Here is a 26,536-nt window from a genome sequence, read left to right as displayed (position 1 = left end):
TTCAGGGCGGCATCATCCGGTAGCGGACGCGGTACAGGTCCAGTCCCTCACCACCGGCGCGTCGCGCCGAGTAGGTCAGCGTGTCGCGGCGCGAGCCATCCAGCATCGCGCCGTAGCTGTCGCCGCTGGGCGCGTTCACGGGCGATGGCAAAGCATGGCCTGCGTCATAGCGGCCTCCACGTTCGTAGGCAATGAACTGGCGCACCGGTGCGCTGCCGAAGTCCTGGGCGCGGGCAAATACCACCGTTCGGCCGTCGCCCAGGAAGGTGGCATCGAACTCCTGCGCTGCGGTATTGAGGTCTCCCGCCAGCGGCCGTGCCGGCTGCGCGACGCCGCCGATCATCGCCGCGCTGTAGAGGTCATGGCCGCCAGCACCGCCCGCACGATCGCTGGAGAACAACAGCGTACGACCGTCGGGCGAGAGCATCGGCGCGAACTCATCGGCCGCGCTGTTCACTGCGGGGCCAAGATTGACTGGCTCCCCGAATCGACCGTCGCTCCCCATGCTGACCCGATACAGATCGTCACCGCCCTGGCCGCCTGCGCGGTCCGAGCAGAAATACACGACGCGCCCATCTGCGGAAAATGCGGGATCGAAGTCGCGCCCCGGCGTGTTGAACGGCACTGGCGTGGCCGGCCGCCAGCGGTCACCTTCGCGGTGCGAGATCCAGATGTCGTAGCCCCCAGGCCCCCCCGGCCGGTTGCGGCTGAACCACAGGGCGGTATTGCCGTCCGGACTCAGGGTCAGCCGGATCTCGTCATGCTGTGTGGAGGCAATGCCGGGGGCGAAGCGCTCGGCGGGACCGATGATCCGCAGCACCACGGGCGGGGAGGGCACGGGCAATGCCGATGCCAGCAGCATCACGGCCAGCAGCGCCTTCATGCCTGTCGCTCGAAGTCGCTGACCCAGTTGGTTTCCCAACTGCGTCCACCATCGGCGGAGGCCGCCTGTTCCCAGCGCGCCGAACGCGGGGTGATGCGTGACCAGATCACCCGCGTCTGGATCGCCCGTCCCTCGTGCTGGTCCTCGCCGAAGAAGCGGCCGACACCGGCCTCGAACGCCCCGCGCAGTGGCGCGCCGATCCGGGTCGGCGCGCGGCCATCCAGCCACCAGCTGAGCCAGTGCCGCTCGGCCGCATTCCAGGCGCGGATGCCCATGCCGCGCAGCGGTGCTCCAGGCACGTCCATCAGGTTGTCGCCCACGTTGCCGAATCCGCCCAGTACCGGCCAGTTGTGCAGGGTGCCGTTGAACGCGTCCCACGCATCGCTGCCTGCCAGCCGAGCGCGCAGGCGGCGATGGCGCACGTTCCAATGGCCCACCAGGAAATCAAAATCGCCCGGTGCATCCGGCAGCTTCGGAAGCGGAGTGGGGATCGCAGCAGTGCGGCGGAACCAGTTGCGCCAGTTCACTTCCCAATGGGCACCGGCATCGTCGGAGAACGCCTGCTCCCACCACGGCTCATCGCCGTGGATGTCATGCCAGCGGAACCAGACCTCGATGGGGCGTCCCTTGAAGTCATCGCGACCACGGAAGCTGCCGCCATCGCCTGCGAAGGCACCGCGCACGGGCGCTTCGATATGGGCAGGGGTGCGCCCATCGATCCACCAGATCGACCAGGTGGAAGACACCGGATCGAAGGCACGCACGCCCAGGCCCCTGTAGGGGCCCGAAGGCAGTGCCATGACGTTGTCATCGATGGTGCCGAGCCCGCCCAGGGTGAGCCAGACCGCGCTGGCGCCGGTGAAGGCGTCCCAGCGGGTATCGCCCACCAGGCGCTCCTTCAGGCGTTGGTGCCGGACCTGCCAGTTGCCCTGCAACCATTTCCAGTCTGCGCTGGGGCTGGCCAGGGCCCACCCGGAGGGCAGGGCGGTGGACGCTGCCGTGGCGGCCAGGGTGGCCAGGAACTGCCGTCGATCCATGTGCGTTATCCCGTGCCGGAGGTGCCTCCATCGTTGCGCGTGCGAGGGGGATTGACCACGTGGATATCGGGGCTCAGGCTAAGCCACACTTATGGTGACCCAACGCCAGCTGCCATCGCTTGTCGCCATCCGCGCCTTCGAGGCGGCGGCACGGCTGGGCAGTTTCGCCCGCGCCGCCGAGGAGCTCGACACCAGTGCGGCATCGGTGAGTTACCACGTGCGCCGGCTGGAGGCCCAGACCGGTACCTGCCTGTTCCTGCGTCACGCCCAGCATGTGGAATTGACCGCCGCCGGTGCGAGCGTCGCAGTGGAGGCCACCCGGGCCTTCGACGCGCTGCGCGCCAGTTTCATGCGCGCCGCTGACATGGATGCGGCACGACTGCGCCTGTCCGTTCTACCGACGCTGGGCACCAGCTGGTTGACGCCGCGCCTGGGCAGTTTCCGCGCGCGCCATCCAAGCATCGTGCTGGAACTGGACCTGTCGGCAGAGCCGCAGGACCTGGCCGCCGGGCGTTTCGATGCCGCCATCCGCAACGGGCATGGTGCGTGGCCCGGGCTGCAGGCCACGCCCCTGTTCCCCAGCATTTTCACTCCGCTGTGCGCGCCAGCGCTGCTGCCGGCGGCAGACGGGCTCGGTCGGCGGGCGTTGGAGGTTCCACTGCTCGGCAGGCCTGACTGGTGGGCGCTGTGGTTTTCCGCACATGGTGCTGTTCCGCCACCGGACCCGGAGAGCTTCGTCACCCCCTTTGCGATGGAGCATCTGGATGTCGGTGCTGCCATTGCCGGGCAGGGCATCGCCATCGGCTCGCCGATCCTGTTCCAGGCCGAACTGGACAGTGGGCGCCTGGTGCAGGCACATCCCGGTGTGGCCAGCGACGGGCGTGGTTTCTGGTTCGTGGCACCGACGGCGCGCAGCCGCAGCACCAAGGTCATCGCATTCGGTGACTGGCTGGGCGAGCAGGCCGCGCAGGCCAGGCGTGCGTCGCGACATCATCTGGCACACGCGGTGACGCCATGAACCAGAGCCCGGAACTGTTGCGGCGCCTGCTGCGTGCCAAGGACCGGATGGACCACGCCAGTCACGAGGACTGGCCGGTGGCCCGCCTGGCCGAGGTCAGTGCGGTATCGCCTGCGCATTTCGCGCGTTCGTTCAAGCAGGCATTCGGCCTGCCGCCGCACCGCTACCTGCTCAGCCGCCGCATCGAACGGGCCGTGGCGATGCTGCGTGACACCGAGCTGCCGGTCACCGAGATCGCCGCGCAGACCGGCTGGAGCAGCCTGGGTACCTTCGGGCGCATCTTTCGTGACATCACCGGCGACAGCCCGGGCAATGTGCGCCAGCGCGAGCGCGCCGGCGAGGCGACGCCGGCCAGCGTGCCGGAATGCCACGCACGTGCCGCGCAGCGACCGGACCTGAACATCGCAGTTTTGGAGAAGCGCCGCCGCGAGGCGGTTGCTAACGTGGATCCCACCTGAGGGAGGTCCCATGACAAACACTGTGAACACGGTCGGCCTGTATGTGCGCGACCAGGATGAGGCGCTCGCGTTCTACGTCGGCACGCTCGGCTTCGAAGTGCATACCGACGTGCGCAATGGCAGCTACCGCTGGCTGACGGTGCGCAGCCCCGGCCAGGACGGATTCCAGCTGGGCCTGTTCGTGCCCGGTCCGCCCACCCACGATGCGGCCACCGCGCAGGCGCTGCAGCAGCTGGTGGCCAAGGGCGCAATGCCGCCGCTGGTGCTGGCCGTGGATGACTGCCAGGCGCGCTACACGCAATGGCTGGCGCAGGGCGTGGAGTTCACCCAGGAGCCGGTCGAACGCTACGGCGCCATCGATGCGGGGTTCCGCGACCCGTCCGGCAATGGCTGGAAGATGATCGAAGCGCGCTCCGAAGCGAGGCGCCGTCAATGAGCCGCGGTGGCTGGGCGCGGCCCGTACATCGCTGGACCTCGATCGTCTTCACCCTGGCGGTGATCGCCAACTTCGTCGTCCGCGGGCTGGGGCAGGGCGAGCCTGCAGCGTGGATCACCTATTCGCCGCTGCCGCCACTGTTCCTGCAGCTGTTCACCGGCCTGTACCTGTTCGTGCTGCATTACGCCGGGAAACGCCGCGGCGCCGCACTGGGCGCTGCGGGCTGAGGCCGCCTCAGGCGGCTGCGTCGGCGGCGTAGGCCGCCAGCACTGCCGGCAGCTGCTCCATGCGCTGGAAGATCACCTTCGCGCCCGCAGCGCGCAGGGCCTCCGGCGTGCTGTGGTGCGGGCCGCCCTCGCTGAAACCAAACACGGTCGCACCTGCCGCGACGCCGGCGGTGGCGCCGGTCACGGTGTCTTCGATCACCGCGCAGCGCTTCGGGTCCACGCCCAGCGCTGCGGCGGCGGCCAGATAGACATCCGGGTGAGGCTTGGTGTTCGGCATGTCCTGGCCACTGAACACATGGGCACCGAAGGCATCAAGGATGCCGACCTTGCCCAGCTGCAGTTTCACCTTGAACAGATCGGCACCGGAGGCGCAGGCAATCCGCCCGCCGGTGGCCGCGGCAATCGCACGCACGGCCTCGGGCGCCCCCTGGATCGCCTCTAGGTCCTGCTCCAGCGCACGGTTGCGCTGCTGGCGGAATTCCTCCAGCCATTGCTCGGTGAACGGCTTGCCGGTGCGCTCTGCGATCAGCCCGGCCAGATGAGCCACGGACTGGCCGAGGAAGACCTCGCCCGCCTGCGCCGGGGTCAGCGGCCAGCCGCGTGCGGTCAGCATTTCCGAGAGCACACGGGCCACCAGCGGCTCGGAATCGACCAGTACGCCGTCGCAGTCGAACAGCACGGCATCGAAGGGGAAACGGGACATCTACTACTCCGGGAACAGCCAAAGGGGCGACGTGCCCGCCATTTTCCCATAGCGGGTCGGGCGGGGCACGCGGGCCACGGGAACGCTAGACTGCCAGGTCAGCCCGCCCAGCGCCTGCACGGGAATACGCCTTGAACCGATTGCGATCATTCTTCAGTGCGTACCCCATCAAGTTCGCGATGGCCGCCAAGCTTTACGTGCTCTGCCTGTATCTGCCCGTAGCCCTCCGCCTGGTCGAATTCGGGCGCCGTCTGGGCCCGCCCGAGGCCTCACGTGAAATCGGCTACGCGCTGGCGGAGCTCGGTTTCAGGCTGAGTCTCTTCGCCGGAGCGGCGGTACTGGTGTCGATGCTGCTGTTCGGGCGTCGCGGCGCGCTGCGGATCCGCCACCCGGTGATCGCTTCGATCGCCTTTTTCGGGTTGCTCGTCGTGCTGGATCGCGCCATGCGCATTCCGATGGCGCAGTTGCCGTTTCCAGTCTACAGCGTCGCAGCCATCAGTCTGATGCCGCTTGCGCATGCACTGGTCCTCACGCTGCTGGCCTTGGTGCCGGCGCTGCTGATGCAGCGGCGCATCCCTGCCGAGGGCGGGCACCATCACCTCATCAGTGCCAGCATCGCCGGCGCGGTGACGCTGGTGGCCGGCAGCTGCCTGCTTCCCATCCTGGTGGCGCAGCTGCCGGTGGGATTCTCGCCCGGCGAGTTCATCATGCCCGTTGCCGACGGCGCCGCGCAGCTGCAGATTGCGAGCCTGATCCTGCTGGTGGCCTGCGCGCTGGCCACGTTTGCCGGCCTATGGGCCGGCGCGCCGTCGCCGGAACCCGCATCGACGGCGCGCACGATGGTGGTGTCGCTGATCCTGCTTGCCACGGCGCTGCTGATCATCCTGGCCAGCATGGCTTATCTTCTGCGAGCGCTGTCCGCTGGGGCGCCGACGACAGGTCGCGGGCTTGTCGTTGCCACCGTCGTCGGCGCCGCAGTGCAGTTCCTGCTGGCCAGAGTGCTGGCGTCACGATGGCTGCGCGCACAGGCATCGTGACGTTCCTCTGCCCCCCGATCAGCCCAGGTCACACCCGGCCGGCTGCGGCCAGGTGGTGGCCGGCAGCATGTTTTTCAGCGAGGCCGGCGCGTTGATCGCCACGTAGCTGGCGCCCAGCAGTTCCTCCAGATCCGCAATCGTCACCAGGTAGTTGTCCAGGCTGCCCAGGTTGGCCTCGTTGGGGATGATCCAGCTGATCGCCTTGGCGGTTCCGGTGTTCGGGTCGCGGGTGATGATCGTCTTCCAGAAGAACTCCGGCGTCGGAATGCCATGGCTGGCCAGGAAATAATCGTTGGCGGCATCGCCGTAGACCACGCCACCGTAGACGTCCACCGGCGCGATGTCGCGGTAGCACTCGGCCACGTTCTCGGCCTTCACCCAGATGCCCTGGTTGAAGCTGGACACCTGCGGCACGATGTTGGTCATGTAGTTGGCGCGACGGATGTAGGTCGCGTCGTAATCCATGTGGTTGGACGTGACCAGATGGCCACGGTCATAGCCGGATTTGATGCTGGCGTAGGACGCGGTGCTGGTCTGGCCCAGGCAACCGGCCGGCAGGTCCGGGTCCTTGTAGAAGCTGGACGGCCGTGCGGCCGAACCGGTATCGGCGGTGAGCGTGTACTCGTAGCGGGTGGCACTGTGGATGCTGCAGTCGTAGGTGAGCACGAAGCCGCCCTTGTTGAGGGTGACTACCTGGGCCTGGGCTGCGCCGGCAAAGGCGCTGAGGACGAAGGCAAAGACGAAGCTTGCAAGGCGCATTGCGATTCTCCAGCAAAGAGTTCAGGACGCAGCTGCCCGCCACGACCAGGCCCGGCCTGTGTCATGTGAAGGCGTTGCGGATACGGGTGATGCGGAGTGCAGTAGAGCGAGGCCGCGATGAGGAGGGCCCGGAAGGCCGCGCGGTGTCGCAAGCGTCACAAGCTGTCGTCTTTTGGTCAACGACGAGAACGCGAAGCTGTGACCGGGTGCAAGCACTGGTGATGTGTCAGATCACGCGGTCCGTGGCTGACATGCGTACGTGCTAAGCACCCTGCAGGTGTGAAGTGCATGCTGGACCGCGCATCCTCCGCGGCCCGGTTCCGCACCGATTGGCTCTACAAGGAAGCCTCTTGCCCAGCATCCGGCGCCAGGCAGGCGGCCCTGCTTTGCTCGCTCGAGTCCGCAATGACCGCCTCGCTGAAACCACTTCGGCTCAAGTACAGGCGATTCCACCGATCCAGGGCATCGCCGTCACGCGCCCAACAGGCGTAGCGTGTAATGGTCTCCAGATTGTCGATGGTCGGGTAGCGCTGTGCGATTTCGTCCAGCCCCTGGCGCATCAGCGGCCAATCGGGTGTCGCCGCGCGGAAGTGATCGGCCGAATACGCGGTGGCTGACCAGTACAGCCGTGCGTAGCGCATGGCCCGCTTTTTCTTCGGGATACTGGCCATCGAGCGCCGTGCGAAGGCTTCCATCTTCTGTGCGCTGCCGCCCCAGGCCGGCGTGAAGTGCTGCAGGGCAATGAAGTGCAGCGGCTCGTAGTCGGGGAAGGCCTTCGCTGCACGGTCGACGAGCGTCAGTAGTTCTTCGTCATCCGCGCCCTCGCGCAGCGCGATCAGCACGCTCATCTCGTGCCAGAACGGGTCGCCGCCGGCAACGCCCTCATGCGATTGCAGGTAGGCCTGCGAAGCCGCGTTGTACTCATGGAACTGAGCCCAGTCTTCGGCATTGACGGTGTTGGCGTAACCATTTCCGCGGTAGCTCCAGGCCAGGTTGAGCGGAATCCGTGCAGTCATCAGGTGGGCTGCCGGCGACTTTGGCGCATGCTGAACCCAGCGCGCCGCCCAGGCCGACCAGCGGTTCCAGGCCTCCACCTCCTGCCGCGCCGTGCCGATTGCACGCGACATGCAGAGGTAGAAACGGCCCAGCCGGGATTCGCCGGCGGCGTTGAGCTCGCCCGTGCGGAGGCGCGCGGCCATCGCGTCCAGTGCCGGAAAGTCGTCGTTGGACATCAACTGCGCGATTTCGCTGCAGTCATCCGTGACGTCGGGGTCCCGGGCCGCCACGGCTGAAGGGGCGAACAGACTGGCCACGCTCAAGAGCGTGCCGACGAAGAGCGTCCTGCGCATCGGGGGGCATCCTTGCATTGATGGGAGCCTGCGGAGGACCGCAGTGCCGCGAAGCATACCAAGGTGCGCTTTGCGCCATGCTGCGTCGCAAGGTGCCAGCCACCATTCGCACTGGTACGGTCCGACCCGTTGCACCACCACCGACGGGGAGAGACGACGATGCGCAAGCTTTTGCTGCTGTTGATCCTGCTGACCGGCCTGGCGCCTACCGCCTGGGCCGCCACGGTCAAGACCACCCATCGCACCATTCCCACTTGGGATGGCACGCCTCTCGGGGCCTTCGTCATCGAGCCGCAGGATGCCGGCAGCGGGCGCTATCCGCTGCTGGTCATGCCCAGCAGCTGGGCGGTGCCCAGCGTTGAGTACGTGGGCGTGGCACAGTCGCTGGCGCAGCGCGGCTATGTGGTCATCAGCTACAGCTCGCGCGGCTTCTGGGAGTCGGGTGGCAGCATCGACATCGCCGGGCCCGCCACGGTCGAGGATGTCAGCGCGCTGATCGACTGGGCGCTGGACAACACCCGTGCCGATCCGGCCAGGATCGGGGTCTCGGGCATCTCCTATGGCGCCGGCACCAGCCTGCTGGCGGCGGCGCGCGACCCCCGCATCAAGGCCGTTGCCGCACTCAGTGGCTGGGCCGACCTGCAGGCGTCGCTGTACAGCCATGACACACCCAGCGCCCAGGGCATCGCCCTGCTGGTGGCGGCGGGCCTGGCCACCGGCCGCCCCGGCGCGGAGCTGGCCACCATCAACCGCAATGTGCTGGTCGGCAATTACCAGGGGGCGGTGGACTCGCTGCTGCCGGTGGCCGCACAGCGCAGCCCGGCCAGCAGCCTTGAAGAGATCAACGCCAACCAGCCGGCGGTATTCCTCGCCAATGCCTTCAATGACAGCCTGTTCCCGCCGGGCCAGCTGGTCGATTTCTTCAACCGCCTGAAGGGGCCCAAGCAGCTGCAGTTGCGCCACGGCGACCATGCCCTCAACGAGGCCTTCGGTGCGTTCGGCATTCCCAATGAGGTCTATGTCGCCGTAGGCGACTGGTTCGACCACTACCTGAAGGGCGTGGACAATGGCATCGATCGCCAGGCAGCGGTGCAGCTGAAGTCGCAGAAGGGCAGCTGGAGCCGCTATCCGGACTGGCAGGCCACCAATGCGGGCGCCGTCAGCTACGGCCTGACCGCACCCTCCGGTTTGCTGCTGCCCACCGGCGGCCTGGCGGAGAACGGTGGCGCTACCGGCTGGAGCTACCGCATCGGCAGCGGGCTGCTGACGGCTGCCAATTCCGGCGTGGTGATGGCCTCCGGTGCACTGCAGATGATCAACCTGCCGCCCGGCGCCTATGTACCGTTCGTCGGCCGCAACGCCGCCGGCGTCTGGCAGGGCCCGATCTACTGGAGCGCAGGTCGCCTGGATGGCGCACCGGAAGTGCGGGTGACGGTGACGCCCAGCCGCGCCAATACCACGCTGTATGCCTACCTGTATGCCGAAGACGTGCTGGGCAACGGCCAGCTGGTCAGCCACAAGCCCTACACCCTGCGCGGGGCCACGCCCGGCCAGCCGAAAACAATCGATCTCCGCCTGGAAGCCAGCAGCTGGAACCTCCCGGCCGGCAGCCGCCTGACCCTGGTGGTCGATACCGTGGACCTGCGCTATGCAGGCATCAGCCAGCTGGGCGGTGCGGTGACCTTCAGCTCACCGGCCAACGCGCCTTCGGTGCTGAAGGTGCCCCTGCATTGACGTGGCGCCGCGCCCGTTGCGGCGGGCGCGGTACGACAGACCTGAAAGTTGCCAGACTGGAGCGCAATCCAGTCGAGAGGTGAATCGATGGCGCTCGCATCGTTGCTGGTCGGCACGGTACTGGCAGCAGGCACCCAAGGCTGTGCCACAGATTGGCCGAGCACGCTGTTGATGGATCTGGAGGCTGCTGACGCGGCCCTGCGCGGCAGCCATCCCGGGGTGGTTGACCCGCACAATCCCGGCTTCGTCTCCCAGATGGACGGCGCCCTGTCACTTGCACGGTCGCGCGCGCGCCAGGTCGACAGTTTCGCCGGCTACTGGTGGGCGATGAAGGGCTATGCGGCCACGTTCAACGATGGCCACGTGAGTCTCAATCCATTGGCGGGCGCCCCCATGCTGCCGGCCCGATGGCCCGGGTTCCTGACGGGCTTCGAAGGTGACGCGCAGGTGGTGATGGTCGTGGATGGACGCCCCGGTCGGCCGCCCATGGGCGCGCGATTGCTGTCCTGTGATGGCGTCGATGCACAGGCACTGGCTGAGTGGCGCGTGGGCGACTTCAACGGGCGCTGGAACCTGCAGGCGAGCCGTATCCACGCTGGCGGCGAGGTGCTGCTTGAACAGGGCAACCCGTTCGTGCCGACGTTGCACAGCTGCGTCTTCTGGGTGGATGGGCGCCAGAGCGCCTACACGCTGCAATGGCTTCCGATTGATACGGCAACACGCGAAGCGCGACTGGCCGATACCCGTCGCAGCTTCCGCCCAGCCAATGGCTGGCACACATTGGCCGGTGGCGGCTACTGGATCACCACCAGCAGCTTCAATGCCGATCCAGCCACGCGCAATGCCCAGCAGCTGACCGAGCTTTTGCAGCAACTCACCCCGGTGGCCGACGCACTGCAGCAGGCACCGCGGGTGGTGCTGGACGTGCGCGGCAATACCGGAGGTGCGTCGCACTGGAGCATCGCGCTGGCCCGTTTGATCTGGGGGCCTGCAGCGGTGGATGCATTGCGTGACGAGAGTTGGGCGGAATGGCGGACGTCGGAGGCCAACATCGCGCAGCTGCGCGGCTTCCTGCAGAAGCTGAAGGCAGCACACGACGCGTCGCCCGAACTGCTGCACATGCTGGAAACGGTCACCGCAGGGATGGCCCGTGCCGGTGCGAACGGTGAGGCGCTGTGGCGCGAACCGGCGGACGCGCCGGTTGGGCCGATGCGTCCGCCCGCTGCAGCCGTTCCGGATCGCAGCGGCACGGTGGTGATCGTGGCGGACGCCTCCTGCGGCTCAGCCTGCCTGGATGCACTGGATCTATGGAAGCGGCTGGGCGCTCTGCAGGTGGGGGTCGAGACGTCCGCCGACAGTGTCTACATGGATATCAGGCCTCAGCCATTGCCCAGTGGGCTGAGCCGGATTTCGGTGCCCATGAAGGTCTACCGCGGTCGCGGGCGCGGTTCGAACGAGCCCTACGTGCCGGATCGCCGCTACGCGGGGGACATGCGGGACACGCAGGCGCTGGAGGCATGGATCCTGGAGGGCAGGGACTGATCGGACCTGATCGGAACCCGCCGCCCGCGCTGCGCTGATGGAGGATCATTCCCCCTGTGGCAACAGCACCCGGATCATCTCGTGCTGCCTGGACAGATTCGCCCGTTGCACGAAACCCTGGACGATCGAGGCTGCCACCTTGCGCTGGTTGTCCATGTCCAGCAACGGTGCGATGGCCTGCCCGGAACCGTCGGGGCTGTCCCGGAACGGGCAACCGACCGGGCCAGCCGTGGTGAATGTCAGGATCGCCTTGGCCACGCGCGCCGACGGCGAACGCGGCGCATCGAAGATCACCAGCGTTCGCTCGTAACTGATACCCGTCGCACGTACGGTCGAGTGCAGGGAATCCTCGATGGTCATGTGCGCGCCGAGATCCTGGGCAAGCGCATTCAAGCAGTTGGCCGCCGTCGCCCTGCGCAGCGTTGCAGGGTCGGTGCGGATGATCATCGCGCAGTCGACGTCGGAGATCGGCACCTGGGTGACATCCAGGTAGGGGTTCTGCGCCAGCGTCCCGACCAACGCCAGATCGTCGCTGTAGCCACAGGATGCGGCAGATGTCTGCAGGCGTTGCAGCAGCGTTGCGACCCGCTGCGCGACCCACTGCCGCCCCTGCCGCAGGCGATGCGTGTGGGTGGCCGACAGGGCGCCGTGATCGAATCCCGAAGATGACGCCTGCATGCGCATTTTGACCTCACGCATGCAGGCATCGACCTGCTGCATGCAGTCCCTGTCATCGGCGAACACCGGCGCCGCCGAGATGCCATCGATCACCCTGCCGAACGTCGCCAGGTCGCCCTGCTGGTCGCGGTACCAGTCGTGGATGCGCTGCACATTGCGGCGACGCTTCTCCAGCTTGTCCGCACCCGGCCAGCCGGGATAGGCGGCGATCTCGCACAGCATGGTCAGGCCTTCCCACAGGTGGTACTCCATGCTGGGCAGGGGCAGCCGCCAGCGCTCTTCCGCGCCGGCATCCTCGGCAATCACCAGATGGTTGCGGATGATGTCCGACCACACTGTCACGGCCTCCACGGTATCGCGGCGCGGCGTGGTCACATCGATCAGTTCCATCAGGATCGGCCGCGGCGTCACCGGGTCGTCGCCGACAGGCGCCTTCGGATCCTTCACCCATCGCGCGTGCCAGGTGTAGCCCATGCGGTACAGCACGAACGGCTTGATGCCGTCGTTGAGGATGATGCCGGGTGGCGGCGGAGGGGCAGGTGGCGGCTGCACGGGCAGTGGCGGCGGCGGCGGTGGCAGCACGGACGGGCTGGCCAAGGCCGTGGAGGTGCCGATGCCCTTCAGCGGTTCGCTGGTGAACAGATGCAGGCCCGCGCGGTCACGCTGGTAGACCTTCCGGAACGCCTGCGGAGTGTCACAGGTCACCAGACACTGCTGGCCGGGCGGCACATGGATGTCCACCGGTGCAAGATCCACCACTTGGCCGGCCAGCGGATTCTGGTTGGGTGGGAAGACACTGATCTCCAATGCGATGTTGAGGCCGGCGCCGAGCATCACCTCGATCACGATGTCCTCCACGCCGCCGTGCAGGGCGTCCTGGGCCGGGATCGGAATCCAGGGATTGATCACCACCTGCGTATCCCAGTCGGACCGGCCGAAATCGAACAGCGTCGGTGGCGGCTGGGCCGGGCGTTCAAGCAGTGCGTCCAGTGCGTTGCCGCCCTTGACGTAGAAGAACATCAGCGGCTCGTCGGGCTTCAGGCTGTAGTCGCGCCGTACCTTGCTGGACAGACTGCGCAGCTGGTCCTTGATGTCCGACAGGGCCTTGACCACGACCGAGCGGACGTCGGGATACGCCTGCGCGTTGTTGATCTGCGCGGTGAGCTGCTTGCTGATGTGGCGCCGGGCCTCGCGCTCGGGCGTGCTCTCTTTCATGGAGGGGCCTCGCTGGGGTTGCAGGGGATCACACGGGTTCGCGCTGGAGGCTCAGGCGGGTGACAGCAGAGCGGCGATCTCCCGGTACCAGTCGATCTCCTGGCTACCGGGCCTGGCGCTGGCCAGGGCCTCGTCAACCTCCAGTGTTCCTTCGCCCGGAACCTCCACACGTGCCCCGAGGACATTGCGCAGATTGGCCACCGGCACCCGTCCGATGCTCGCCACCTCCCAGTCGGTCACCAGGCAGGACTGGGGGCGCGCAGGGCTGCTGGCACTGGCCTGGACGTTGTTCTCGGCCTCCTGCGCCATCCGCAGGAGCTCCTCGGCCGTGGTGCGGAAGCGAACCAGGGAGAAGCTGCCTCCCCCATCCGGAAACAGCCGGGCACGCAGATCGCATGCGGCGCGTCCCTGCCCAAGCCAGATGCCAAGCTCCTCCTCGAACTCGCGGCGCGCGGCGCGCTCCTTGCGTTCGTTGTTCAGGCGGCCGCCGCCGGGCAGGGCCCATTGCCCCGCCTGGTTCACCAGCGCCGGGGGCAGGCCATCCGACCACGCCCCGACTTCCGCCACCAGGCGTTGTGCCAGTATCAACGCAGCGGCCCAGTTCGGCGCACCCCGGGTGGGTGGCGGCAACGCGATGGAGAGCTCCCGCAAGGTTGCACGCGCAGCGCTGAACGTGGGAGGGGTTCTTGCGTCCTCGCGGAACAGGCTCTGCAGAGCGGCCAGCGTCTCCATGGCGATGTCATCGGTTTGCGGATGCGTGCGTTCGGCGCTTTCAAGCGCCCGGTCCAGTGCGTCCATGGTGCGGGGCAGCGTGCGTTCGCCGCGGTAGGCGACTGACCCTGCGGCGCGCCAGGCGCCGGAAAGCAGCTTCTTCACCAGATCCCAGTCCTGCTCTGTGCCACCGCCGGACGCGTTGCGGATGGCCAGCACAGCGGCCATCGCCTCGGCAGAAAGTACGACCACGGAATTGCTGCCCCACCAGCTGTTGAGCACCCGTTTGCGGACGACCAGATAGTGGGCTCCATCCCAGACTGCGACGTAGACCTGGTTCATGGTGCACCCCTCCGTTCAACCTGCGTGGAGGGGGCTGGGCGCATTGCCGCTGTGCCAGCGATAGTCCGGGAAAGGCATGCCATGTCTCGCTCCTGTGGGCTCGGAAAGTGGGGGCGGCGGCGTTGCCATCGGGGGTGCAGGCCGTGCGTCGCCGCGAATCCACTGTAGGAGCGAGGGGCGAGGGAGGATCGGCGCCAGCCACGATGTATGCGGCGGAACCGACGGAACAGGAGCGCGGGTGCATTGATTTCCCCGCATTGGCGCAGAGCCCGTGGCCGCTCAGGGATCAGCGACTGCCGGCGCCTGCCTCCGGGGCGTGCAGCACGCGCAGCTTCTTCTTGTTGATCTTGCCGACGCTGATCACTGGCTGTTCCTGAAGCACTACCTGCGTTGAGTGGCAGCCGCTGCAGCGTCAAGCCTGGCGGTCGAGACACCATGCTAGCCTTGCCCTTGGCAGAGGAGTGCCTGACAGGGGGAAGGCATGGACACACGACGCCGCGTTTCCAGCGTATTGACTGCATCCGGCATGCTCGCACTGGCACTGTCCGCCAATGCGCTCGCGCATCCGGGCGGGCTCGACAAGCAGGGGTGCCACACCAACCGGAAAACGGGTGAGTATCACTGTCATCGAGGCGCTCCAGCGGCACCTCGATACGTCGACACTCCGCGCAGCAGTTTCGCCCCCGCGCCCGCGCGCGGTTCCCGGGTGTTTGCCAACTGCGCGGAGGCCCGCGCCGCCGGGGCGGCGCCGGTACGGCGTGGTGATCCGGGCTATGGCCCGCACCTCGATCGCGACAATGATGGCGTGGGCTGCGAACCCTATCGGGGCCGCAGGTAGGGCATGGCCCGCCTGGCTTCAACTCCCGTTTCCCCGCGTTCGTCGGCCATCGCCGGGGATTGGTCGCACGATCTCCCCGTATGGCAGGGCCATGCCCTAGGCTGTTGGGATTGAACTGCTGGGATGCAAGCAACCATGAACCGCTGGATTTTCCTGGTATTGGCCACGCTCCCGTTCGCCGCCGGCGCCGTGGTCATCCGCGATGATGTTGACGATGCCAGGTACCAGATCGACGCATCGGTGTTCCCGGCACTGGCAGACATGCCGGGCGAGGGGCACGGCGTCCTGATCGCGCCGCGCTGGGTGCTGACCGCCGCGCATGCCGCGCCGATGGAAGGGAGGGGCGCCACCATCACCATCAATGGGAACGGCTACGGCGTCGAGCGCGTCTTCCTGCACCCCGGCTACCGGAAGATGCCCGAGGCGCTGGGCAAGGAAGCGATGGCAACCGGGAGCGCGTCGAAAATCCACGCGTTCCTTGCAGCATCGGATGACATCGCATTGATCAGACTTGCCGCACCGGTGAGCGATGTGCCGCCGGTCGCACTCTACCGGGGCGCCGACGAGGTCACGCAGGTCGCCGCCCTGATAGGGAGAGGCGCCACCGGCAATGGTGCGACTGGCCTGGTGCCCGGCGGGCCGCATCGTACAACGCTGCGGCGGGCCTGCAACGCGATCACCGGCGGCAACACGCGCTATCTCTGGTACCGGTTTGATCCGCCTCCGCAGGGCCTTCCCCTTGAAGGCGTGCTCGGCAACGGCGACAGCGGCGGCCCGCTGGTGATCGAGAAAGATGGGGCCTGGCAGCTGGTGGGCCTCGGTTCCTGGATCACCGCCGTACCCGAGCATGCGCTGGAAGCGGGTTTCTATGGGCAGGTGGTCTACAACGTGCGTGTGTCCCGCTACATCGACTGGATCGAAAGCATCATCGAGCGTGACGCGTCACTTTAGTTCTTGTTCCCGTAGCCCGGCGGTGCGGAGCAGGCGTAGCGGAAGCAAGCGCGCCTTAACGATTCATGGTCTCGAACAAGCGCACGGTGCGGATCTCAGCCGGTGCGACGGGCGCTCGTATCCTTCCCGGCATGAGTTCTCCCTTCGATCTTCCAGAGTTCATGACGGTCACCCGGCCCTCCGGCTGGGTACAGAGCGGCGAGCGCTGGGACCTGTGGTGGAACGGGCGCTCGGTGGCCAACATCGTGCCGCATGCCGAACTTGGCTTCCGGGTCTACCTGGATGCACGCAGGATGTCCCAGACCAAGGTGGTGGCCGCCACGAATGTGCGGCAGGCCAGGCGCTACGCCGAGCGCTGGTGTGCTGCGCGGCTCTGCCCACAGCTGCGGCTGCGCGAGGCAGTGGCACGCCTGGTGGACGTAGCGCCGGAAACAGGCGCTGCGCCGTTGCCCGCGCTTTCGCGGGAACAACGGCAGCAGGCCCGCCGCCTGGCCGAGGCCGGGGCGGGGGAGGTGGTACGGATCAAGCAGGCACTGGCGCCGCGACAGCCCGCGATGAAGACCCGACCGGAAGTGCAGGGGCGGGGTGGAGCCTGGTCGATACCCGGCCAGGCTCCGTCAAACCGACATTCGAACGGCAATTCCTCCCCAGCCAGGGTTATGCCGAGAGTTCTTCGCGAACGATCCTCGCCCCCGCGCTGAGTGCGCGCAGCTTGCCCCTGGCCACGTCGCGCGCCAGTGGCGCCATGCCACAGTTGGTGCTCGGGTAGAGCTTGTCGGCGTCCACGAACTGCAGCGCCCTGCGCAGGGTGTTGGCCACGTCCTCCGGGGTTTCCACCGTGGTGGAGGCCACGTCGATGGCACCGACCATCACCTTCTTGCCGCGCACCAGCTCGATCAGGTCGATCGGCACATGGGAGTTGTGGCATTCCAGCGAGATGATGTCGAGGCTGGAGGTCTGCAGCTTCGGGAACGACTCCTCGTACTGGCGCCATTCCGAACCCAGCGTCTGCTTCCAGTCGGTGTTGGCCTTGATGCCGTAGCCGTAGCAGATGTGCACCGCCGTCTCGCACTTCAGCCCTTCGATCGCACGCTCCAGGGCGGCCACGCCCCAGTCGTTCACCTCGTCGAAGAACACATTGAAGGCCGGCTCATCGAACTGGATGATGTCAACGCCGGCGGCCTCCAGTTCCTTCGCTTCCTCATTGAGGATCTTCGCGAACTCCCAGGCCAGCTTTTCGCGGCTCCTGTAGTGCGCGTCGTACAGCGTGTCGATCATCGTCATCGGGCCCGGCAGCGCCCACTTGATCGGCTGCGTGGTCTGGCGGCGCAGGAACTTCGCATCCTCCACGAACACCGGCTTCGGGCGGCTCACCGCGCCAACCACGGTCGGCACGCTGGCGTCGTAGCGGTTGCGGATGCGCACGGTTTCGCGCTTCTCGAAGTCGACGCCGCTGAGATGCTCGATGAAGGTGGTGACGAAATGCTGCCGGGTCTGCTCGCCGTCGCTGACGATATCAATGCCGGCGTGCTGCTGTTCCTGCAGGGACAGGCGAAGGGCGTCCTGCTTGCCTTCAAGCAGGGCTTCGTCCTGCAGCTTCCAGGGTGACCAGAGTGTTTCGGGCTCTGCCAGCCAGGAGGGTTTGGGCAGGCTGCCTGCGGTGGAGGTGGGGAGCAGCGTCTTCGTCGGCATTGTGTCGTGTGTCCTGGGGCGGTTGGTAAATCGATGGATCAGCGGGCGGCCCACTGCTCAAGCACGGCACGGTACGGCTTGATGAAGTGCTCTTCGGTGAACCTGCCCTGCTTGACCGCCAGCTGGCTGCGCTCTTCGCGGTCGTAGACGATGCGGGTGGAGGAGTAGTCCTGGTGCTTCAGGCTGGGCTGGTAGACCTTGCCGGCCACGGAATTGGCGTTGTAGATCTCCGGGCGGTAGATCTTCTGGAAGGCTTCCATGGTGCTGATGGTGCCGATCAGTTCCAGGTTCGAGTAATCGCCCAGCAGGTCGCCCTGGAAGTAGAACGCCAGCGGCGCGACGCTGCCCGGTGGCATGAAATAGCGCACCTGCAGGCCCATCTTGTCGAAGTACTGGTCGGTGGGGGAGAACTCACCCTGGCGGTATTCCACGCCCAGGATCGGGTGATGGTTCTCGGTGCGGTGGTAGGTCCTGCTGCTGGAAACACTGATGCAGATCACCGGCCCCTTGCTGAAGTTGGCGCGGTAGGCGTCCGAGCGCAGGAAGTGCTGGAACAGCTTGCCGTGCAGGTCGCCAAAGCCCTCCGGAATGCCGAAGGTGTCCTTGCCCTCGTTGCTGGCCGGCAGCACGACGCTGAAGTCGTAGTCGCGCACGTAGGACGAGAAGTTGTTGCCAACGATGCCCTCGCTACGCACGCCGGTCTGCGTATCGACGATGGTCGGCCGCAGCACTTCGATCAACGGGAACGGATCGCTGCCGTCGGCGCCGTCGATGTGCATCTCCACGGTGATGATGTCCAGCTCGACCGCATAGCGGTCCGCATTCGGGTTGTCCCAATGTGCCAGGTCGTTGAATCGGTTGTTGATCATGCTGATCGTGTTGCGCAGGTTCTCCCGCCGCGACGCGCCACGGGCCAGGTTGGCGAAGTTGGTGGTGATGCGCGTGCCCTCGGCCGGCTGGTAATCCTCGTTGAAGGGGATGTGCGTGATGCTGAAGGTGAAGGTATCGGTCGTCATGGCGGCGTTCCGGGTTGCGGGGTGACATCCAGATGCAGGTCGGCGGCGTCTGGCATTCAAAGCGTTGCGGTGGCCTCTGCGGTAGCGGGAGGCGCGGCGCGATGGGACAGCGCCAGCAGGGGCATCGCCCGCTGCACGGCCAGTCGCGCACGCTGGATCAGTGCGTCGTTGTGCACGCGGCCCTCGGCGAAATCGCGGTCGGTGGCGTAGACGCCCAGGGGCAGGGTGCGGGCCTGGAAGAAGCTGAAGAGCGGGCGCAGCTGGTGGTCGATCACAAGGGCGTGGCGCTCGCTGCCGCCGGTGGCGGCCAGCAGGATCGGGGTGTCGACCAGCGCATCCTGGTCGATGAAGTCGAAGAAGTGCTTGAACAGGCCGGTGTAGGAGCCGCGGTAGACCGGCGTGGCCACCACCAGGACGTCGGCCTGTTCAACCGCAACCAGCTGCCGCTCCACGGCCTCGGGCAGCTGCGAGCGCCACAGCGCACCGGCCAGCTGCGGTGCCAGCTCACCGAGTTCGATCAGCTGCTGTTCGCTGTGGATGTCCTCGCCGATCAGGTCCAGCAGATGCTCGGCCAGGGCGGCGGCCTTGGAGGGGCGTTGCAGTCCGCCGGAAACGGCGACGATACGGAGGGGGCGGGTCATCTGTTCGCTATCAGCGGGGGAGGGGAGCGCCTGCGGGCATCTGCAGGTGCGCAGCCCCGCAGGCCGGCTGGGTCAGCAGGCTGGCAGGCAACCGAAGGCATGACCCGATCCTAGCCATGCCCTTCCATGACGTAAAATGGTATTACTTCACCAATCCATGAATGAGATTCATCGTCATGCTGGAACGGATCCACCTCAGCATCGTGCATCAGGTCGAACAGCAGGGCTCGCTCACCGCGGCCGCCGGCGTGCTCAACCTGACCCAGTCGGCGCTCAGCCACAGCATGAAAAAGCTGGAGCAGCAGCTCGGCACCGATGTCTGGCTGCGCGAAGGCCGCAGCCTGCGCCTGACCCAGGCCGGGCAGTACCTGCTGGCGGTCGCCAACCGGGTACTGCCGCAGCTGGACCTGGCCGAGGAGCGGTTGGGCCAGTTCGCGCAGGGCGAGCGCGGCGCGCTGCGCATCGGCATGGAATGCCATCCGTGCTACCAGTGGCTGCTGAAGATCGTCTCTCCCTACCTGGCGGCGTGGCCGGACGTGGATGTGGACGTCAAGCAGAAGTTCCAGTTCGGTGGCATCGGCGCATTGTTCGGTTACGAGATCGACCTGCTGGTCACGCCCGATCCACTGCTGAAGCCGGGCCTGAAGTTCATCCCCGTGTTCGATTACGAGCAGGTGCTGGTGGTGGCCAGCAACCACGCCCTGGCCAAGGTGGACCACGTAAAGCCGCGCCAGCTCGGCCAGGAAGTGCTGATCAGCTACCCGGTGCCGTTCGAGCGCCTGGACATCTACAACCAGTTCCTGCTGCCGGCCGGCATCACCCCGCGGCGCCACAAGGCCATCGAAACCACCGACATCATGATGCAGATGGTGGCCAGCGGCCGCGGCGTGGCTGCCATGCCGCGCTGGCTGGTGGAGGAGTACGCCACGCGCATGGACGTGGTGCCCGTACGGCTGGGCGCCAAGGGCATCCCCAAGCAGATCTACCTGGGTGCGCGCGAGGCCGATACCGGTATCGACTACCTGCAGGCCTTCATCGAACTGGCCCGCAACAGCTCGCCGCTTGCCGGCAATGCACGCGAGGCGCGCTGATGCCGGCCGGTACCTCAGCGCACGCGGAAGCCTTCATCAACGCTTTTTCACTGGAAGTCAGCGCGAAGGCCATGCCTGCGCTGCGCGCCGAGGCGGATCGGATCCCGCGCGGTACGGTCATCTCCATTCCCTGGCTGGCCAGCGAGGATGACGACGCCCGCCTGGCCGCCGTGCGCACCGTGCGCGCGCTCGGATTCGAGCCGATGCCGCATCTCTCTGCCCGCCGCATCCGGTCAGCCGCATCGCTTGCGCGCTTCCTGGAGCGTGCGGCCGGCGACGCCGGGGTCGCGCGTTGCCTGCTGATCGCGGGCGACCTGGCCACGCCCGCTGGGCCGTTTGCCGACAGTGCTTCGATCATCCAGACCGGTCTTCTGGAGCACTCCGGGATCAAGGTCGTTGGTATCGGCGGACACCCGGAAGGGCATCCGGTAATGAGCAGTGACGAACGCTGGCAGGCGCTTGAGCGTAAATGCCAGAGCATCGAAGCGCGCGGCATGGCCCCCTTGATCGTCACCCAGTTCGCCTTCGATGCCGATGCCGTGCTGGCCTGGCTGGATGCACTGCGCGCGCGTGGCATCAGCGTCCCGGTGCTGGTCGGCGTGCCGGGCCCGGCCAGCGTCTCTCGCCTGCTGCGCTACGCCGCGATGTGCGGCGTGGGCGCCAGTGCATCGATGCTGGCCCGGTATGGCATCTCGATCGGCCGGCTGCTCGGCACGGCAGGGCCGGAGGTGTTCGTCGATTGCCTGGTGAAGGGGCTGACCCGCGCCCATGGCCAGGTCAGCCCGCATTTCTTCCCGTTCGGCGGTATTGCGCCGTCGCTGGAGTGGGTGGCGCAGTACCGGCGCCACATTTCCATCAGCCAGCGCCGATGATCTGCGTCATGGCACGGATCGCGTTGTCCGGGTGCCGGGTTGATCCAGCGAAGGCGCCGGCCTGGAAAGCCTCCCATTGCAGCCACGCGTGCCCAGGTCGAGGCGCTCTGCAATGCCCTGCGGGTTGATATCTCCGGCGCGATTGATCAGCACGACGAGCGTTCTTCGATCGGTGGGACGGTGCCGGAGATACCCGGTAAAGCCTGCGGTCCCGCCGCCATGGCCGACTACCTTTCCGCCATCGGAAACTTCCCAGCCGGCCCCCCAGCCCGCCTTGCTACCATTGCCGAGGAGTGTGTCGCACCACATCCGCTTCAGGGCCGACTCGGGCAACAGTCGATGCTGGTCCAGCGCCACAGCAAAGCGCGCCATGTCGTCGATGCTGGCGAGCAGGCCGCCGGCGGCCCATGCCGAGCCCGGAGCAGTGGGGGGCGGTGCGCGCCAGTGGCCATCCTGGAACAGATGCCCCTGGGCAACACGGCGCCGATCGTCGGCACGACGCGGTCCCGCATCGCGCATGCCCAGCGGCGACAGTATCTCCTCCTGCAGAACCCGCCAGTAGTCCATGCCGGTTGCATGCTCGATGGCCAGGCCGAGCAGGATGTAGTTCGTATTGGAATAGGCGTGCCGCGCACCGGGCGCAAACGCCAGCGGCCGCTCGGCCACCTCTGCGAGCAATTCACGGGGGGCTGGATTCGTCGGCATCAACCGCAGGAAGTTGTCTTCATTCAGATAGTTGGGAATGCCTGAGGTATGGCTCAGCAGCTGCAGCAGCGAAGTGGATGCCCATACGGAAGGCAACCCTTCCACGTACTGGCCGATGGGCGCGGTGACGTCGAGCAGATGCCGCTGCTGGAGCCGGAATATCAGCAGGGCCGTGAACAGCTTGGTGATCGACCCCAGTTCGAACACGGTATGGCGATCAATCGGTGCAGGCCGGGTGTCATTGAGCCTCCCGGTCGTGGACAGCGCGGCAATGCGCCCGTGATCGACCAGAACGGCCGCCATGCCAGGCTGCCGTTCGGCCTGCAGCAATGCGGTCAGCGAACCGCATCCCGCCAACGTCGCCCGGCTCGCCAGCGCCGATGGTGCTGACAGGCCGCAGCCGGTAGCCAGCAGCGCCGCACACAGGCGGCGTCGAACAGGGTCGTGGTACATGCACGTGGCTCGCAGCGGCGTCGTGGTGATGGTAGCGCGGACCGAGGGCCGGCCCGCTCAGGGTGAACCGGGTGAATCCACCCCGACAGCTGCCGGGGACGCGCAGCATGCCGGCGGGTCATCCGCGATGGCTGACAGCTGTCACTGGCTGCAACCCGGGCGGAAGCGAATAGTGAGCGCCAAGGCGAGGACACCTCGCCACCACTCAGCCACCACTCACCAGGGGGACCGCTCATGAACATGCTCCAGCAACTCGCCTCGCAGACGCCGATCTGGGTCTGGCTGCTCCTGGCCTTCCTGGTCACCCGTGGCATTGCCGCCATGAAGCCGGCCCAGACCTCGCTGCAGAAGCTGGCGATCGTGCCCGGCCTGTTTGCCGTCTGGGGTGCGTGGTCGATCAGCCATCGTTTCGGCGCGTCGCTGATCGCCTGGAGCGAGTGGCTGGCCGGCATCGCCACGGGGGCCGCGCTTGCCTGGCTGCTGTTGAGTCGATTGAAGCTGACGCTGGACCGCAGCACCGGCAAGCTCTGGCGCAGCGCGGACTTCAGCCTGCTGCCGCTGCTGCTGGTCACCTTCCTGGTGAAGTACGGCTTCGAGGTCGCATTTGCGGTGTCGCCGACGCTGACCACCAGTGCCGGCTTCAGCGCCGCCTACCTGCTGCTGACCGGCGGGTTCACTGGCGTCTTCGTGGGCAAGTACTGTCGCTACCTGGCCTCGCTGCGGATGGATGCGGCGGGGAAGGGGCTGGAAACCGCAGGTTGATTGACCTGGTAGTGCCGGTCGCTGGAGGCTCCGCAGGTCATCGGCAATCGAGTTTGGCGTTACCATCGGAGCGGCTGTACCTCCCGTGAGAGCCCGGGATGGATGGAACCATCTGAGCAGGAATCGATAGTGGAAGCGATATATCCGGTCGGCGTTGCAGGGGGAATGCGGATCATCTGGTTTGCCTGGGTATCAGGTGACCATGATCGGGTGATGTCCAGCAATGGAAGGCCTGTCTGCGATAGCAGCAAGGAAGGGCTGGAGGGTCAGGTTGCCGCGCGCGGCCGAGTCCTGGACTGGGAAGGAGAGTCCGTCATTGACCTCGACTCGCTGATCTCGTCTGTAGATTCAGGGCGGGAGGTCGACCCCGGGGAGGTCGTGGATGCATGGAATTTCATGACGGACCTCTCCAGGGTGATCGACAGCGCCCCCAATCAGCTGTTTCATGCCGAGTTGATGGAGACCTATGACATCTTCTTTTCGCAGTGCGAGGTCGCTCAATCGCTTGGTCTGAGATCGATTTCCATTGCAAGGCGCGATCTGGATCGAGCCCTTGTTGTCCTGCGCGACGGAAGGCGAATGGTGCAGGGCATCCAGTTGAACATTGAAAGTCCTGTGCCGTCGCCAACCGTCGGGCGCACGCATGAGATCCATTGATCTGTGGACAATGAAACGGAACGCCAGGAAGGCTGGGTTGCGGGTGGTTGGCAACTTTCTGATTGTTTCGTACACGCGCGATGTGATCTCCGGGTTTGCCATGGACCCAGCGCCGTCCTCCATCTATGTATGGACCTTCGCACTTCCGGTCTATGACGGCCTGCCACACCTGCATATGTCTCTCGGCCAGAGGGTCGCTTGCCCGGAAGATCCAAAGGACTTTTTCCGCGGCACGCACGAGGCTCACCTCGCAATGCTCGAAGGGGTGAGAACAGCTGCGGACCTTCTGATGTATGTTGAAGAGGCCGGTTTCGAGGGCGATTACTGCCAATGGGTGAAGTACCTGTCCACCATTCGCCTGGGCGATTTCCCGGCCGCAGACGCTGCACTGAAGAATCTGCTCGCACTGCCGGTGTCCAGCGCGATCCGCGGAAGACTGGACAGGATGCTGGAGGCAATCGGGCGAGGTGGCGAATCAGGCGCGCGGCAGCTTCTGCAGGAATGGTCGATGCAGACGGCCCGATTGATAAGTGGCAGCAGCACATTCGCCTGGAGTCAGGACAGCACAAGCGCGTGAACCGCGCGGTTGCTCACGCCTCCCCACGCCACTGGCTCATCAGCATCTGAAGGAATCGCTCTGCGGTGGGCGAGAGCAGGGCACCCCGTCGGCGGACGATGCCGATCGTGCGCGACACCACCGGGTTGCCGATCGCGCGCGTCACCAGGGTGGGGTGATCCCCGTCCGGCGTGGCCATCTTCGGTAGCACCGACACGCCGATGCCGGCCTCGACCATGCCCAGTGACGTCGACAGGTGCGTCACCTCGTAGTGCCAGCTCAACTTGAGGTTCTCGCGCGCCAGCGCGCCGTCCAGCAGCGTGCGGTTACCGCTGGTGCGATGCACGGTGATCAGCTGGTGCTCGGCCAGATCAGCCCATTCCACTTTGCGCTTGCGGGCCAGCGGATGATCGCGCCGGCAGGCGAGGACGAAGGGGTCCTCGGCCAGCACGTCGAAGTCGAGATTCGGATCGTTGGCGCCCATGAAGTTGATGCCGAACTCGACTTCACCACGTTCCACTGCCTGCAGACCCTCCGTGGCCGGGATATCCAGAATGCGGAAGCGCACGTTCGGGTGTGCTTCGTGGAAACGCGCCATCACGCTGGGCAGGAAGTAGAACGCCGCCGTCGGCAGGCACGCGATGGTCACGGTGGCGCCGCGGGTGTCCTCCCGGCCGCGCAGTGAGAACAGCGAGCCATCGAATTCCTCCAGCATGCGGCGCACCAGTGGCAGCAGGTTCTCGCCGACAGCGGTGGTACTGACGCTGCGCGTGGTGCGCTCCAGCAGCGGCGAACCCACGGCCTGCTCCAGCTTCTGTATCCGTCGGCTGAGCGCCGGCTGGGAGACGTGCAGGATTTCAGCGGCGCGATGGAAGCTGCGTGTCTCCGATACCAGCAGGAACGCGCGTAGATCCAGGATTTCGCAATTGATGCTCATTGGGTATCAATCATCCAAAAATCAGCAATTCACAGATCAATTAGGGTCATGCCAGTATCGAATCACAGAGGGGTCATTCATCCCCTATACGCATCAATCTAGCACACGTATGTCCAACGATCTGCTCAGCATTCCCTGCGTGCTCATGCGCGGCGGCACCTCCAAGGGCCCGTTCTTCCTGGCCAGCGACCTGCCGGCGGACACCGCCGAACGGGATCGCCTGCTGCTGGAAGTGATGGGCTCGGGCCATCCGTTGCAGATCGACGGCATCGGCGGTGGCAACGCACTGACCAGCAAGGTGGCGATCATCGACCGCTCGAGCCGGGCGGACGCCGACGTGGACTACCTGTTCGCCCAGGTCCGGGTGGAGCAGCAGGTGGTGGATACCTCGCCCAACTGCGGCAACATGCTGGCGGCCGTGGGCCCGTATGCCATCGAGCGTGGGCTGGTGCAGGCGCAGGATCCGCAGACCGAGGTGCGCATCCACAACGTCAACACCGGCAAGCTGATCATCGCCACGGTGGAAACGCCGGGCGGCAATGTGGCCTACCGCGGTGATACGCGCATTGCCGGCGCGCCGGGCTCAGCCGCGCCGGTCAGGCTCTCCTTCCTTGATGCGGCAGGCGCCCGCACCGGCAAGCTGCTGCCCAGCGGGCATGCGCAGGAAACCATCAATGGCGTGCCGGCCAGCCTGGTGGACTGCGCCATGCCGATGATGCTGGTGCGTGCCGAAGACCTGGGCGTGCGCGGTGATGCCTCGCCCGCCGAACTGAACGCGGACGCGGCGTTCATGCGCCGGCTGGAAGCGCTGCGCATCGAAGCGGGCGCCCGCATGGGCATCGCCGACGCCGGCAACAAGGTCATTCCCAAGCCGGTGCTGCTGTCGGCGCCGCAACAGGGCGGCGATCTGCAGGTGCGCTATTTCATGCCGCACCAATGCCACACCGCACTGGCCATCACCGGTGCGGTCGGCCTGGCCACCGCCGCCGTCACGCCGGGCACGCTGGCCCACACTTTGGTCGGATGCCGGTCCGTTCCCGGCAGCATTACCCTCGAACATCCGAGTGGGGCCCTGGAGGTGGGCCTCAGTCGCAGCTCGGGCGATTCGCCGGTGATTGCCAGCGTGGTCCGCACCGCACGCCGCTTGTTCGAGGGGCGCGTGTACGCGACTTCGCCCGCGCCCGCCACGGCCAGTGCCACCCAAGCCCGCCAATGGACGTCAGCGGCATGATCTGA

At 66.5% G+C, this 26,536-nt stretch carries 28 protein-coding genes; 16 read left to right on the top strand and 12 right to left on the bottom strand.

Features of this window, described 5'->3' with window-relative positions; genetic code table 11:
* Window position 1 precedes the first annotated feature (1 nt).
* Together AC5P7I_RS14525 and AC5P7I_RS14520 are read right to left on the bottom strand one after the other, a co-directional pair.
* Window positions 2-883: a TolB family protein gene (locus AC5P7I_RS14525; RefSeq protein WP_046430791.1), complete on the bottom strand. Its 882-nt coding sequence runs from the start codon at window positions 881-883 to the stop codon at window positions 2-4.
* Window positions 880-1,920, bottom strand: a complete 1,041-nt coding sequence (locus AC5P7I_RS14520) for a hypothetical protein (protein WP_262087699.1) — start codon at window positions 1,918-1,920, stop codon at window positions 880-882. The genes AC5P7I_RS14525 and AC5P7I_RS14520 overlap by 4 nt, the downstream gene beginning before the upstream one ends.
* 91 nt (window positions 1,921-2,011) lie before the next feature.
* Here AC5P7I_RS14520 and AC5P7I_RS14515 point away from each other — a divergent pair, with 91 nt between their 5' ends.
* Genes AC5P7I_RS14515 through AC5P7I_RS14500 form a run of 4 tightly spaced genes read left to right on the top strand, consistent with a single transcriptional unit; the run spans window position 2,012 to window position 4,059 of the window.
* Window positions 2,012-2,938, top strand: coding sequence for a LysR substrate-binding domain-containing protein (locus tag AC5P7I_RS14515; RefSeq protein WP_014647243.1), 927 nt, complete (start codon window positions 2,012-2,014; stop codon window positions 2,936-2,938).
* Window positions 2,935-3,396 carry a helix-turn-helix domain-containing protein gene (locus AC5P7I_RS14510; RefSeq protein WP_014647242.1) on the top strand — a complete coding sequence of 154 codons (462 nt, stop codon included), beginning with the start codon at window positions 2,935-2,937 and terminating at the stop codon, window positions 3,394-3,396. The genes AC5P7I_RS14515 and AC5P7I_RS14510 overlap by 4 nt, the downstream gene beginning before the upstream one ends.
* A gap of 10 nt (window positions 3,397-3,406) precedes the next feature.
* Complete coding sequence (locus AC5P7I_RS14505; RefSeq protein WP_087922649.1) at window positions 3,407-3,832, top strand: VOC family protein; 426 nt, start codon at window positions 3,407-3,409, stop codon at window positions 3,830-3,832.
* Entirely contained in the window at window positions 3,829-4,059 is a 231-nt protein-coding gene (locus AC5P7I_RS14500) for a hypothetical protein (protein ID WP_032957563.1), read from the top strand. The genes AC5P7I_RS14505 and AC5P7I_RS14500 overlap by 4 nt, the downstream gene beginning before the upstream one ends.
* A gap of 7 nt (window positions 4,060-4,066) precedes the next feature.
* On the opposite strand, the gene AC5P7I_RS14495 is transcribed toward AC5P7I_RS14500, so the two are convergent.
* Window positions 4,067-4,762 (bottom strand): HAD family hydrolase, encoded by a 696-nt coding sequence (locus AC5P7I_RS14495; protein WP_014647239.1) that lies wholly within the window; start codon window positions 4,760-4,762, stop codon window positions 4,067-4,069.
* A 179-nt stretch (window positions 4,763-4,941) separates the two neighbouring features.
* On the opposite strand from AC5P7I_RS14495, the gene AC5P7I_RS14490 reads away from it, so the two are divergent.
* A complete protein-coding gene (locus AC5P7I_RS14490) occupies window positions 4,942-5,799 on the top strand; it encodes a hypothetical protein (protein ID WP_227863743.1) in 858 nt (285 codons plus the stop codon).
* 18 nt (window positions 5,800-5,817) lie between these two features.
* On the opposite strand, the gene AC5P7I_RS14485 is transcribed toward AC5P7I_RS14490, so the two are convergent.
* Both AC5P7I_RS14485 and AC5P7I_RS14480 read right to left on the bottom strand, forming a co-directional pair.
* Window positions 5,818-6,558, bottom strand: a complete 741-nt coding sequence (locus AC5P7I_RS14485) for a DNA/RNA non-specific endonuclease (protein ID WP_014647237.1) — start codon at window positions 6,556-6,558, stop codon at window positions 5,818-5,820.
* Between the two features lie 335 nt (window positions 6,559-6,893).
* Entirely contained in the window at window positions 6,894-7,907 is a 1,014-nt protein-coding gene (locus AC5P7I_RS14480) for a DUF4034 domain-containing protein (RefSeq protein ID WP_046430782.1), read from the bottom strand.
* Between the two features lie 159 nt (window positions 7,908-8,066).
* Between AC5P7I_RS14480 and AC5P7I_RS14475 the strand changes: the two genes are divergently transcribed.
* Together AC5P7I_RS14475 and AC5P7I_RS14470 are read left to right on the top strand one after the other, a co-directional pair.
* Window positions 8,067-9,641, top strand: coding sequence for a S15 peptidase family protein (locus AC5P7I_RS14475; protein WP_262087698.1), 1,575 nt, complete (start codon window positions 8,067-8,069; stop codon window positions 9,639-9,641).
* 87 nt (window positions 9,642-9,728) lie between these two features.
* Window positions 9,729-11,183 carry a S41 family peptidase gene (locus tag AC5P7I_RS14470; RefSeq protein WP_262087697.1) on the top strand — a complete coding sequence of 485 codons (1,455 nt, stop codon included), beginning with the start codon at window positions 9,729-9,731 and terminating at the stop codon, window positions 11,181-11,183.
* A 45-nt stretch (window positions 11,184-11,228) separates the two neighbouring features.
* On the opposite strand, the gene AC5P7I_RS14465 is transcribed toward AC5P7I_RS14470, so the two are convergent.
* Together AC5P7I_RS14465 and AC5P7I_RS14460 are read right to left on the bottom strand one after the other, a co-directional pair.
* Window positions 11,229-13,076 (bottom strand): hypothetical protein, encoded by a 1,848-nt coding sequence (locus AC5P7I_RS14465; RefSeq protein WP_262087696.1) that lies wholly within the window; start codon window positions 13,074-13,076, stop codon window positions 11,229-11,231.
* Between the two features lie 51 nt (window positions 13,077-13,127).
* The gene (locus AC5P7I_RS14460) at window positions 13,128-14,129 is read right to left on the bottom strand and encodes an NUDIX domain-containing protein (protein WP_069116705.1); all 1,002 of its coding nucleotides are present in this window, start codon (window positions 14,127-14,129) and stop codon (window positions 13,128-13,130) included.
* Between the two features lie 481 nt (window positions 14,130-14,610).
* Here AC5P7I_RS14460 and AC5P7I_RS14455 point away from each other — a divergent pair, with 481 nt between their 5' ends.
* From AC5P7I_RS14455 to AC5P7I_RS14445, 3 genes are all read left to right on the top strand, one after another.
* Window positions 14,611-14,967 (top strand): excalibur calcium-binding domain-containing protein, encoded by a 357-nt coding sequence (locus tag AC5P7I_RS14455; RefSeq protein ID WP_100450097.1) that lies wholly within the window; start codon window positions 14,611-14,613, stop codon window positions 14,965-14,967.
* Window positions 14,968-15,102: 135 nt separating this feature from the next.
* Window positions 15,103-15,918: a S1 family peptidase gene (locus AC5P7I_RS14450; protein WP_262087695.1), complete on the top strand. Its 816-nt coding sequence runs from the start codon at window positions 15,103-15,105 to the stop codon at window positions 15,916-15,918.
* Window positions 15,919-15,983: 65 nt separating this feature from the next.
* Window positions 15,984-16,619 carry a hypothetical protein gene (locus tag AC5P7I_RS14445; RefSeq protein ID WP_262087694.1) on the top strand — a complete coding sequence of 212 codons (636 nt, stop codon included), beginning with the start codon at window positions 15,984-15,986 and terminating at the stop codon, window positions 16,617-16,619.
* Here the strand turns inward: AC5P7I_RS14445 and AC5P7I_RS14440 are convergent.
* From AC5P7I_RS14440 to msuE, 3 genes are read right to left on the bottom strand one after another with little or no spacing between them, the layout of a single operon-like run.
* Window positions 16,576-17,610, bottom strand: coding sequence for a methionine synthase (locus tag AC5P7I_RS14440; RefSeq protein ID WP_014647229.1), 1,035 nt, complete (start codon window positions 17,608-17,610; stop codon window positions 16,576-16,578). The genes AC5P7I_RS14445 and AC5P7I_RS14440 overlap by 44 nt on opposite strands.
* A gap of 38 nt (window positions 17,611-17,648) precedes the next feature.
* Entirely contained in the window at window positions 17,649-18,626 is a 978-nt protein-coding gene (locus AC5P7I_RS14435) for a DUF1852 domain-containing protein (protein ID WP_014647228.1), read from the bottom strand.
* 56 nt (window positions 18,627-18,682) lie between these two features.
* A complete protein-coding gene (msuE, locus tag AC5P7I_RS14430) occupies window positions 18,683-19,267 on the bottom strand; it encodes an FMN reductase (RefSeq protein ID WP_262087693.1) in 585 nt (194 codons plus the stop codon).
* Between the two features lie 176 nt (window positions 19,268-19,443).
* Here msuE and AC5P7I_RS14425 point away from each other — a divergent pair, with 176 nt between their 5' ends.
* Both AC5P7I_RS14425 and AC5P7I_RS14420 read left to right on the top strand, forming a co-directional pair.
* Window positions 19,444-20,358 carry a LysR family transcriptional regulator gene (locus tag AC5P7I_RS14425; protein WP_262087734.1) on the top strand — a complete coding sequence of 305 codons (915 nt, stop codon included), beginning with the start codon at window positions 19,444-19,446 and terminating at the stop codon, window positions 20,356-20,358.
* Entirely contained in the window at window positions 20,358-21,230 is an 873-nt protein-coding gene (locus AC5P7I_RS14420; RefSeq protein ID WP_262087692.1) for a methylenetetrahydrofolate reductase, read from the top strand. The genes AC5P7I_RS14425 and AC5P7I_RS14420 overlap by 1 nt, the downstream gene beginning before the upstream one ends.
* Before the next feature lie 6 nt (window positions 21,231-21,236).
* Here AC5P7I_RS14420 and AC5P7I_RS14415 read toward each other — a convergent pair whose 3' ends face one another.
* The gene (locus AC5P7I_RS14415) at window positions 21,237-22,388 is read right to left on the bottom strand and encodes a serine hydrolase domain-containing protein (protein ID WP_262087691.1); all 1,152 of its coding nucleotides are present in this window, start codon (window positions 22,386-22,388) and stop codon (window positions 21,237-21,239) included.
* Window positions 22,389-22,622: 234 nt separating this feature from the next.
* Here AC5P7I_RS14415 and AC5P7I_RS14410 point away from each other — a divergent pair, with 234 nt between their 5' ends.
* From AC5P7I_RS14410 to AC5P7I_RS14400, 3 genes are all read left to right on the top strand, one after another.
* The gene (locus AC5P7I_RS14410; protein ID WP_014647223.1) at window positions 22,623-23,150 is read left to right on the top strand and encodes a DUF6622 family protein; all 528 of its coding nucleotides are present in this window, start codon (window positions 22,623-22,625) and stop codon (window positions 23,148-23,150) included.
* A gap of 129 nt (window positions 23,151-23,279) precedes the next feature.
* On the top strand, window positions 23,280-23,807 hold the full coding sequence (locus AC5P7I_RS14405) for a hypothetical protein (protein ID WP_262087690.1): 528 nt from the start codon (window positions 23,280-23,282) through the stop codon (window positions 23,805-23,807).
* Between the two features lie 10 nt (window positions 23,808-23,817).
* A complete protein-coding gene (locus tag AC5P7I_RS14400) occupies window positions 23,818-24,384 on the top strand; it encodes a hypothetical protein (protein WP_262087689.1) in 567 nt (188 codons plus the stop codon).
* 13 nt (window positions 24,385-24,397) lie between these two features.
* On the opposite strand, the gene AC5P7I_RS14395 is transcribed toward AC5P7I_RS14400, so the two are convergent.
* Window positions 24,398-25,300 carry a LysR family transcriptional regulator gene (locus AC5P7I_RS14395; RefSeq protein WP_010485668.1) on the bottom strand — a complete coding sequence of 301 codons (903 nt, stop codon included), beginning with the start codon at window positions 25,298-25,300 and terminating at the stop codon, window positions 24,398-24,400.
* 109 nt (window positions 25,301-25,409) lie between these two features.
* On the opposite strand from AC5P7I_RS14395, the gene AC5P7I_RS14390 reads away from it, so the two are divergent.
* Window positions 25,410-26,531: a 4-oxalomesaconate tautomerase gene (locus AC5P7I_RS14390; protein ID WP_111205710.1), complete on the top strand. Its 1,122-nt coding sequence runs from the start codon at window positions 25,410-25,412 to the stop codon at window positions 26,529-26,531.
* Window positions 26,532-26,536: the final 5 nt, after the last annotated feature.

It is taken from the genome of Stenotrophomonas sp. YJH_SMC_138 (genome assembly GCF_059369855.1).
Note: the sequence above shows the minus strand (reverse complement) of the source record. Positions and strands in the feature narration are given on the sequence as shown.

Excerpts from the sequence above, each read along its gene's own strand:
- AC5P7I_RS14525 (WP_046430791.1), bottom strand. The coding sequence starts at position 883 with ATGAAGGCGCTGCTGGCCGTGATGCTGCTGGCATCGGCATTGCCCGTG.
- AC5P7I_RS14520 (WP_262087699.1), bottom strand. The coding sequence starts at position 1,920 with ATGGATCGACGGCAGTTCCTGGCCACCCTGGCCGCCACGGCAGCGTCC.
- AC5P7I_RS14515 (WP_014647243.1), top strand. The coding sequence starts at position 2,012 with ATGGTGACCCAACGCCAGCTGCCATCGCTTGTCGCCATCCGCGCCTTC.
- AC5P7I_RS14510 (WP_014647242.1), top strand. The coding sequence starts at position 2,935 with ATGAACCAGAGCCCGGAACTGTTGCGGCGCCTGCTGCGTGCCAAGGAC.
- AC5P7I_RS14505 (WP_087922649.1), top strand. The coding sequence starts at position 3,407 with ATGACAAACACTGTGAACACGGTCGGCCTGTATGTGCGCGACCAGGAT.
- AC5P7I_RS14500 (WP_032957563.1), top strand. The coding sequence starts at position 3,829 with ATGAGCCGCGGTGGCTGGGCGCGGCCCGTACATCGCTGGACCTCGATC.
- AC5P7I_RS14495 (WP_014647239.1), bottom strand. The coding sequence starts at position 4,762 with ATGTCCCGTTTCCCCTTCGATGCCGTGCTGTTCGACTGCGACGGCGTA.
- AC5P7I_RS14490 (WP_227863743.1), top strand. The coding sequence starts at position 4,942 with ATGGCCGCCAAGCTTTACGTGCTCTGCCTGTATCTGCCCGTAGCCCTC.
- AC5P7I_RS14485 (WP_014647237.1), bottom strand. The coding sequence starts at position 6,558 with ATGCGCCTTGCAAGCTTCGTCTTTGCCTTCGTCCTCAGCGCCTTTGCC.
- AC5P7I_RS14480 (WP_046430782.1), bottom strand. The coding sequence starts at position 7,907 with ATGCGCAGGACGCTCTTCGTCGGCACGCTCTTGAGCGTGGCCAGTCTG.
- AC5P7I_RS14475 (WP_262087698.1), top strand. The coding sequence starts at position 8,067 with ATGCGCAAGCTTTTGCTGCTGTTGATCCTGCTGACCGGCCTGGCGCCT.
- AC5P7I_RS14470 (WP_262087697.1), top strand. The coding sequence starts at position 9,729 with ATGGCGCTCGCATCGTTGCTGGTCGGCACGGTACTGGCAGCAGGCACC.
- AC5P7I_RS14465 (WP_262087696.1), bottom strand. The coding sequence starts at position 13,076 with ATGAAAGAGAGCACGCCCGAGCGCGAGGCCCGGCGCCACATCAGCAAG.
- AC5P7I_RS14460 (WP_069116705.1), bottom strand. The coding sequence starts at position 14,129 with ATGAACCAGGTCTACGTCGCAGTCTGGGATGGAGCCCACTATCTGGTC.
- AC5P7I_RS14455 (WP_100450097.1), top strand. The coding sequence starts at position 14,611 with ATGGACACACGACGCCGCGTTTCCAGCGTATTGACTGCATCCGGCATG.
- AC5P7I_RS14450 (WP_262087695.1), top strand. The coding sequence starts at position 15,103 with ATGAACCGCTGGATTTTCCTGGTATTGGCCACGCTCCCGTTCGCCGCC.
- AC5P7I_RS14445 (WP_262087694.1), top strand. The coding sequence starts at position 15,984 with ATGGTCTCGAACAAGCGCACGGTGCGGATCTCAGCCGGTGCGACGGGC.
- AC5P7I_RS14440 (WP_014647229.1), bottom strand. The coding sequence starts at position 17,610 with ATGCCGACGAAGACGCTGCTCCCCACCTCCACCGCAGGCAGCCTGCCC.
- AC5P7I_RS14435 (WP_014647228.1), bottom strand. The coding sequence starts at position 18,626 with ATGACGACCGATACCTTCACCTTCAGCATCACGCACATCCCCTTCAAC.
- msuE (WP_262087693.1), bottom strand. The coding sequence starts at position 19,267 with ATGACCCGCCCCCTCCGTATCGTCGCCGTTTCCGGCGGACTGCAACGC.
- AC5P7I_RS14425 (WP_262087734.1), top strand. The coding sequence starts at position 19,444 with ATGCTGGAACGGATCCACCTCAGCATCGTGCATCAGGTCGAACAGCAG.
- AC5P7I_RS14420 (WP_262087692.1), top strand. The coding sequence starts at position 20,358 with ATGCCGGCCGGTACCTCAGCGCACGCGGAAGCCTTCATCAACGCTTTT.
- AC5P7I_RS14415 (WP_262087691.1), bottom strand. The coding sequence starts at position 22,388 with ATGTACCACGACCCTGTTCGACGCCGCCTGTGTGCGGCGCTGCTGGCT.
- AC5P7I_RS14410 (WP_014647223.1), top strand. The coding sequence starts at position 22,623 with ATGAACATGCTCCAGCAACTCGCCTCGCAGACGCCGATCTGGGTCTGG.
- AC5P7I_RS14400 (WP_262087689.1), top strand. The coding sequence starts at position 23,818 with ATGAAACGGAACGCCAGGAAGGCTGGGTTGCGGGTGGTTGGCAACTTT.
- AC5P7I_RS14395 (WP_010485668.1), bottom strand. The coding sequence starts at position 25,300 with ATGAGCATCAATTGCGAAATCCTGGATCTACGCGCGTTCCTGCTGGTA.
- AC5P7I_RS14390 (WP_111205710.1), top strand. The coding sequence starts at position 25,410 with ATGTCCAACGATCTGCTCAGCATTCCCTGCGTGCTCATGCGCGGCGGC.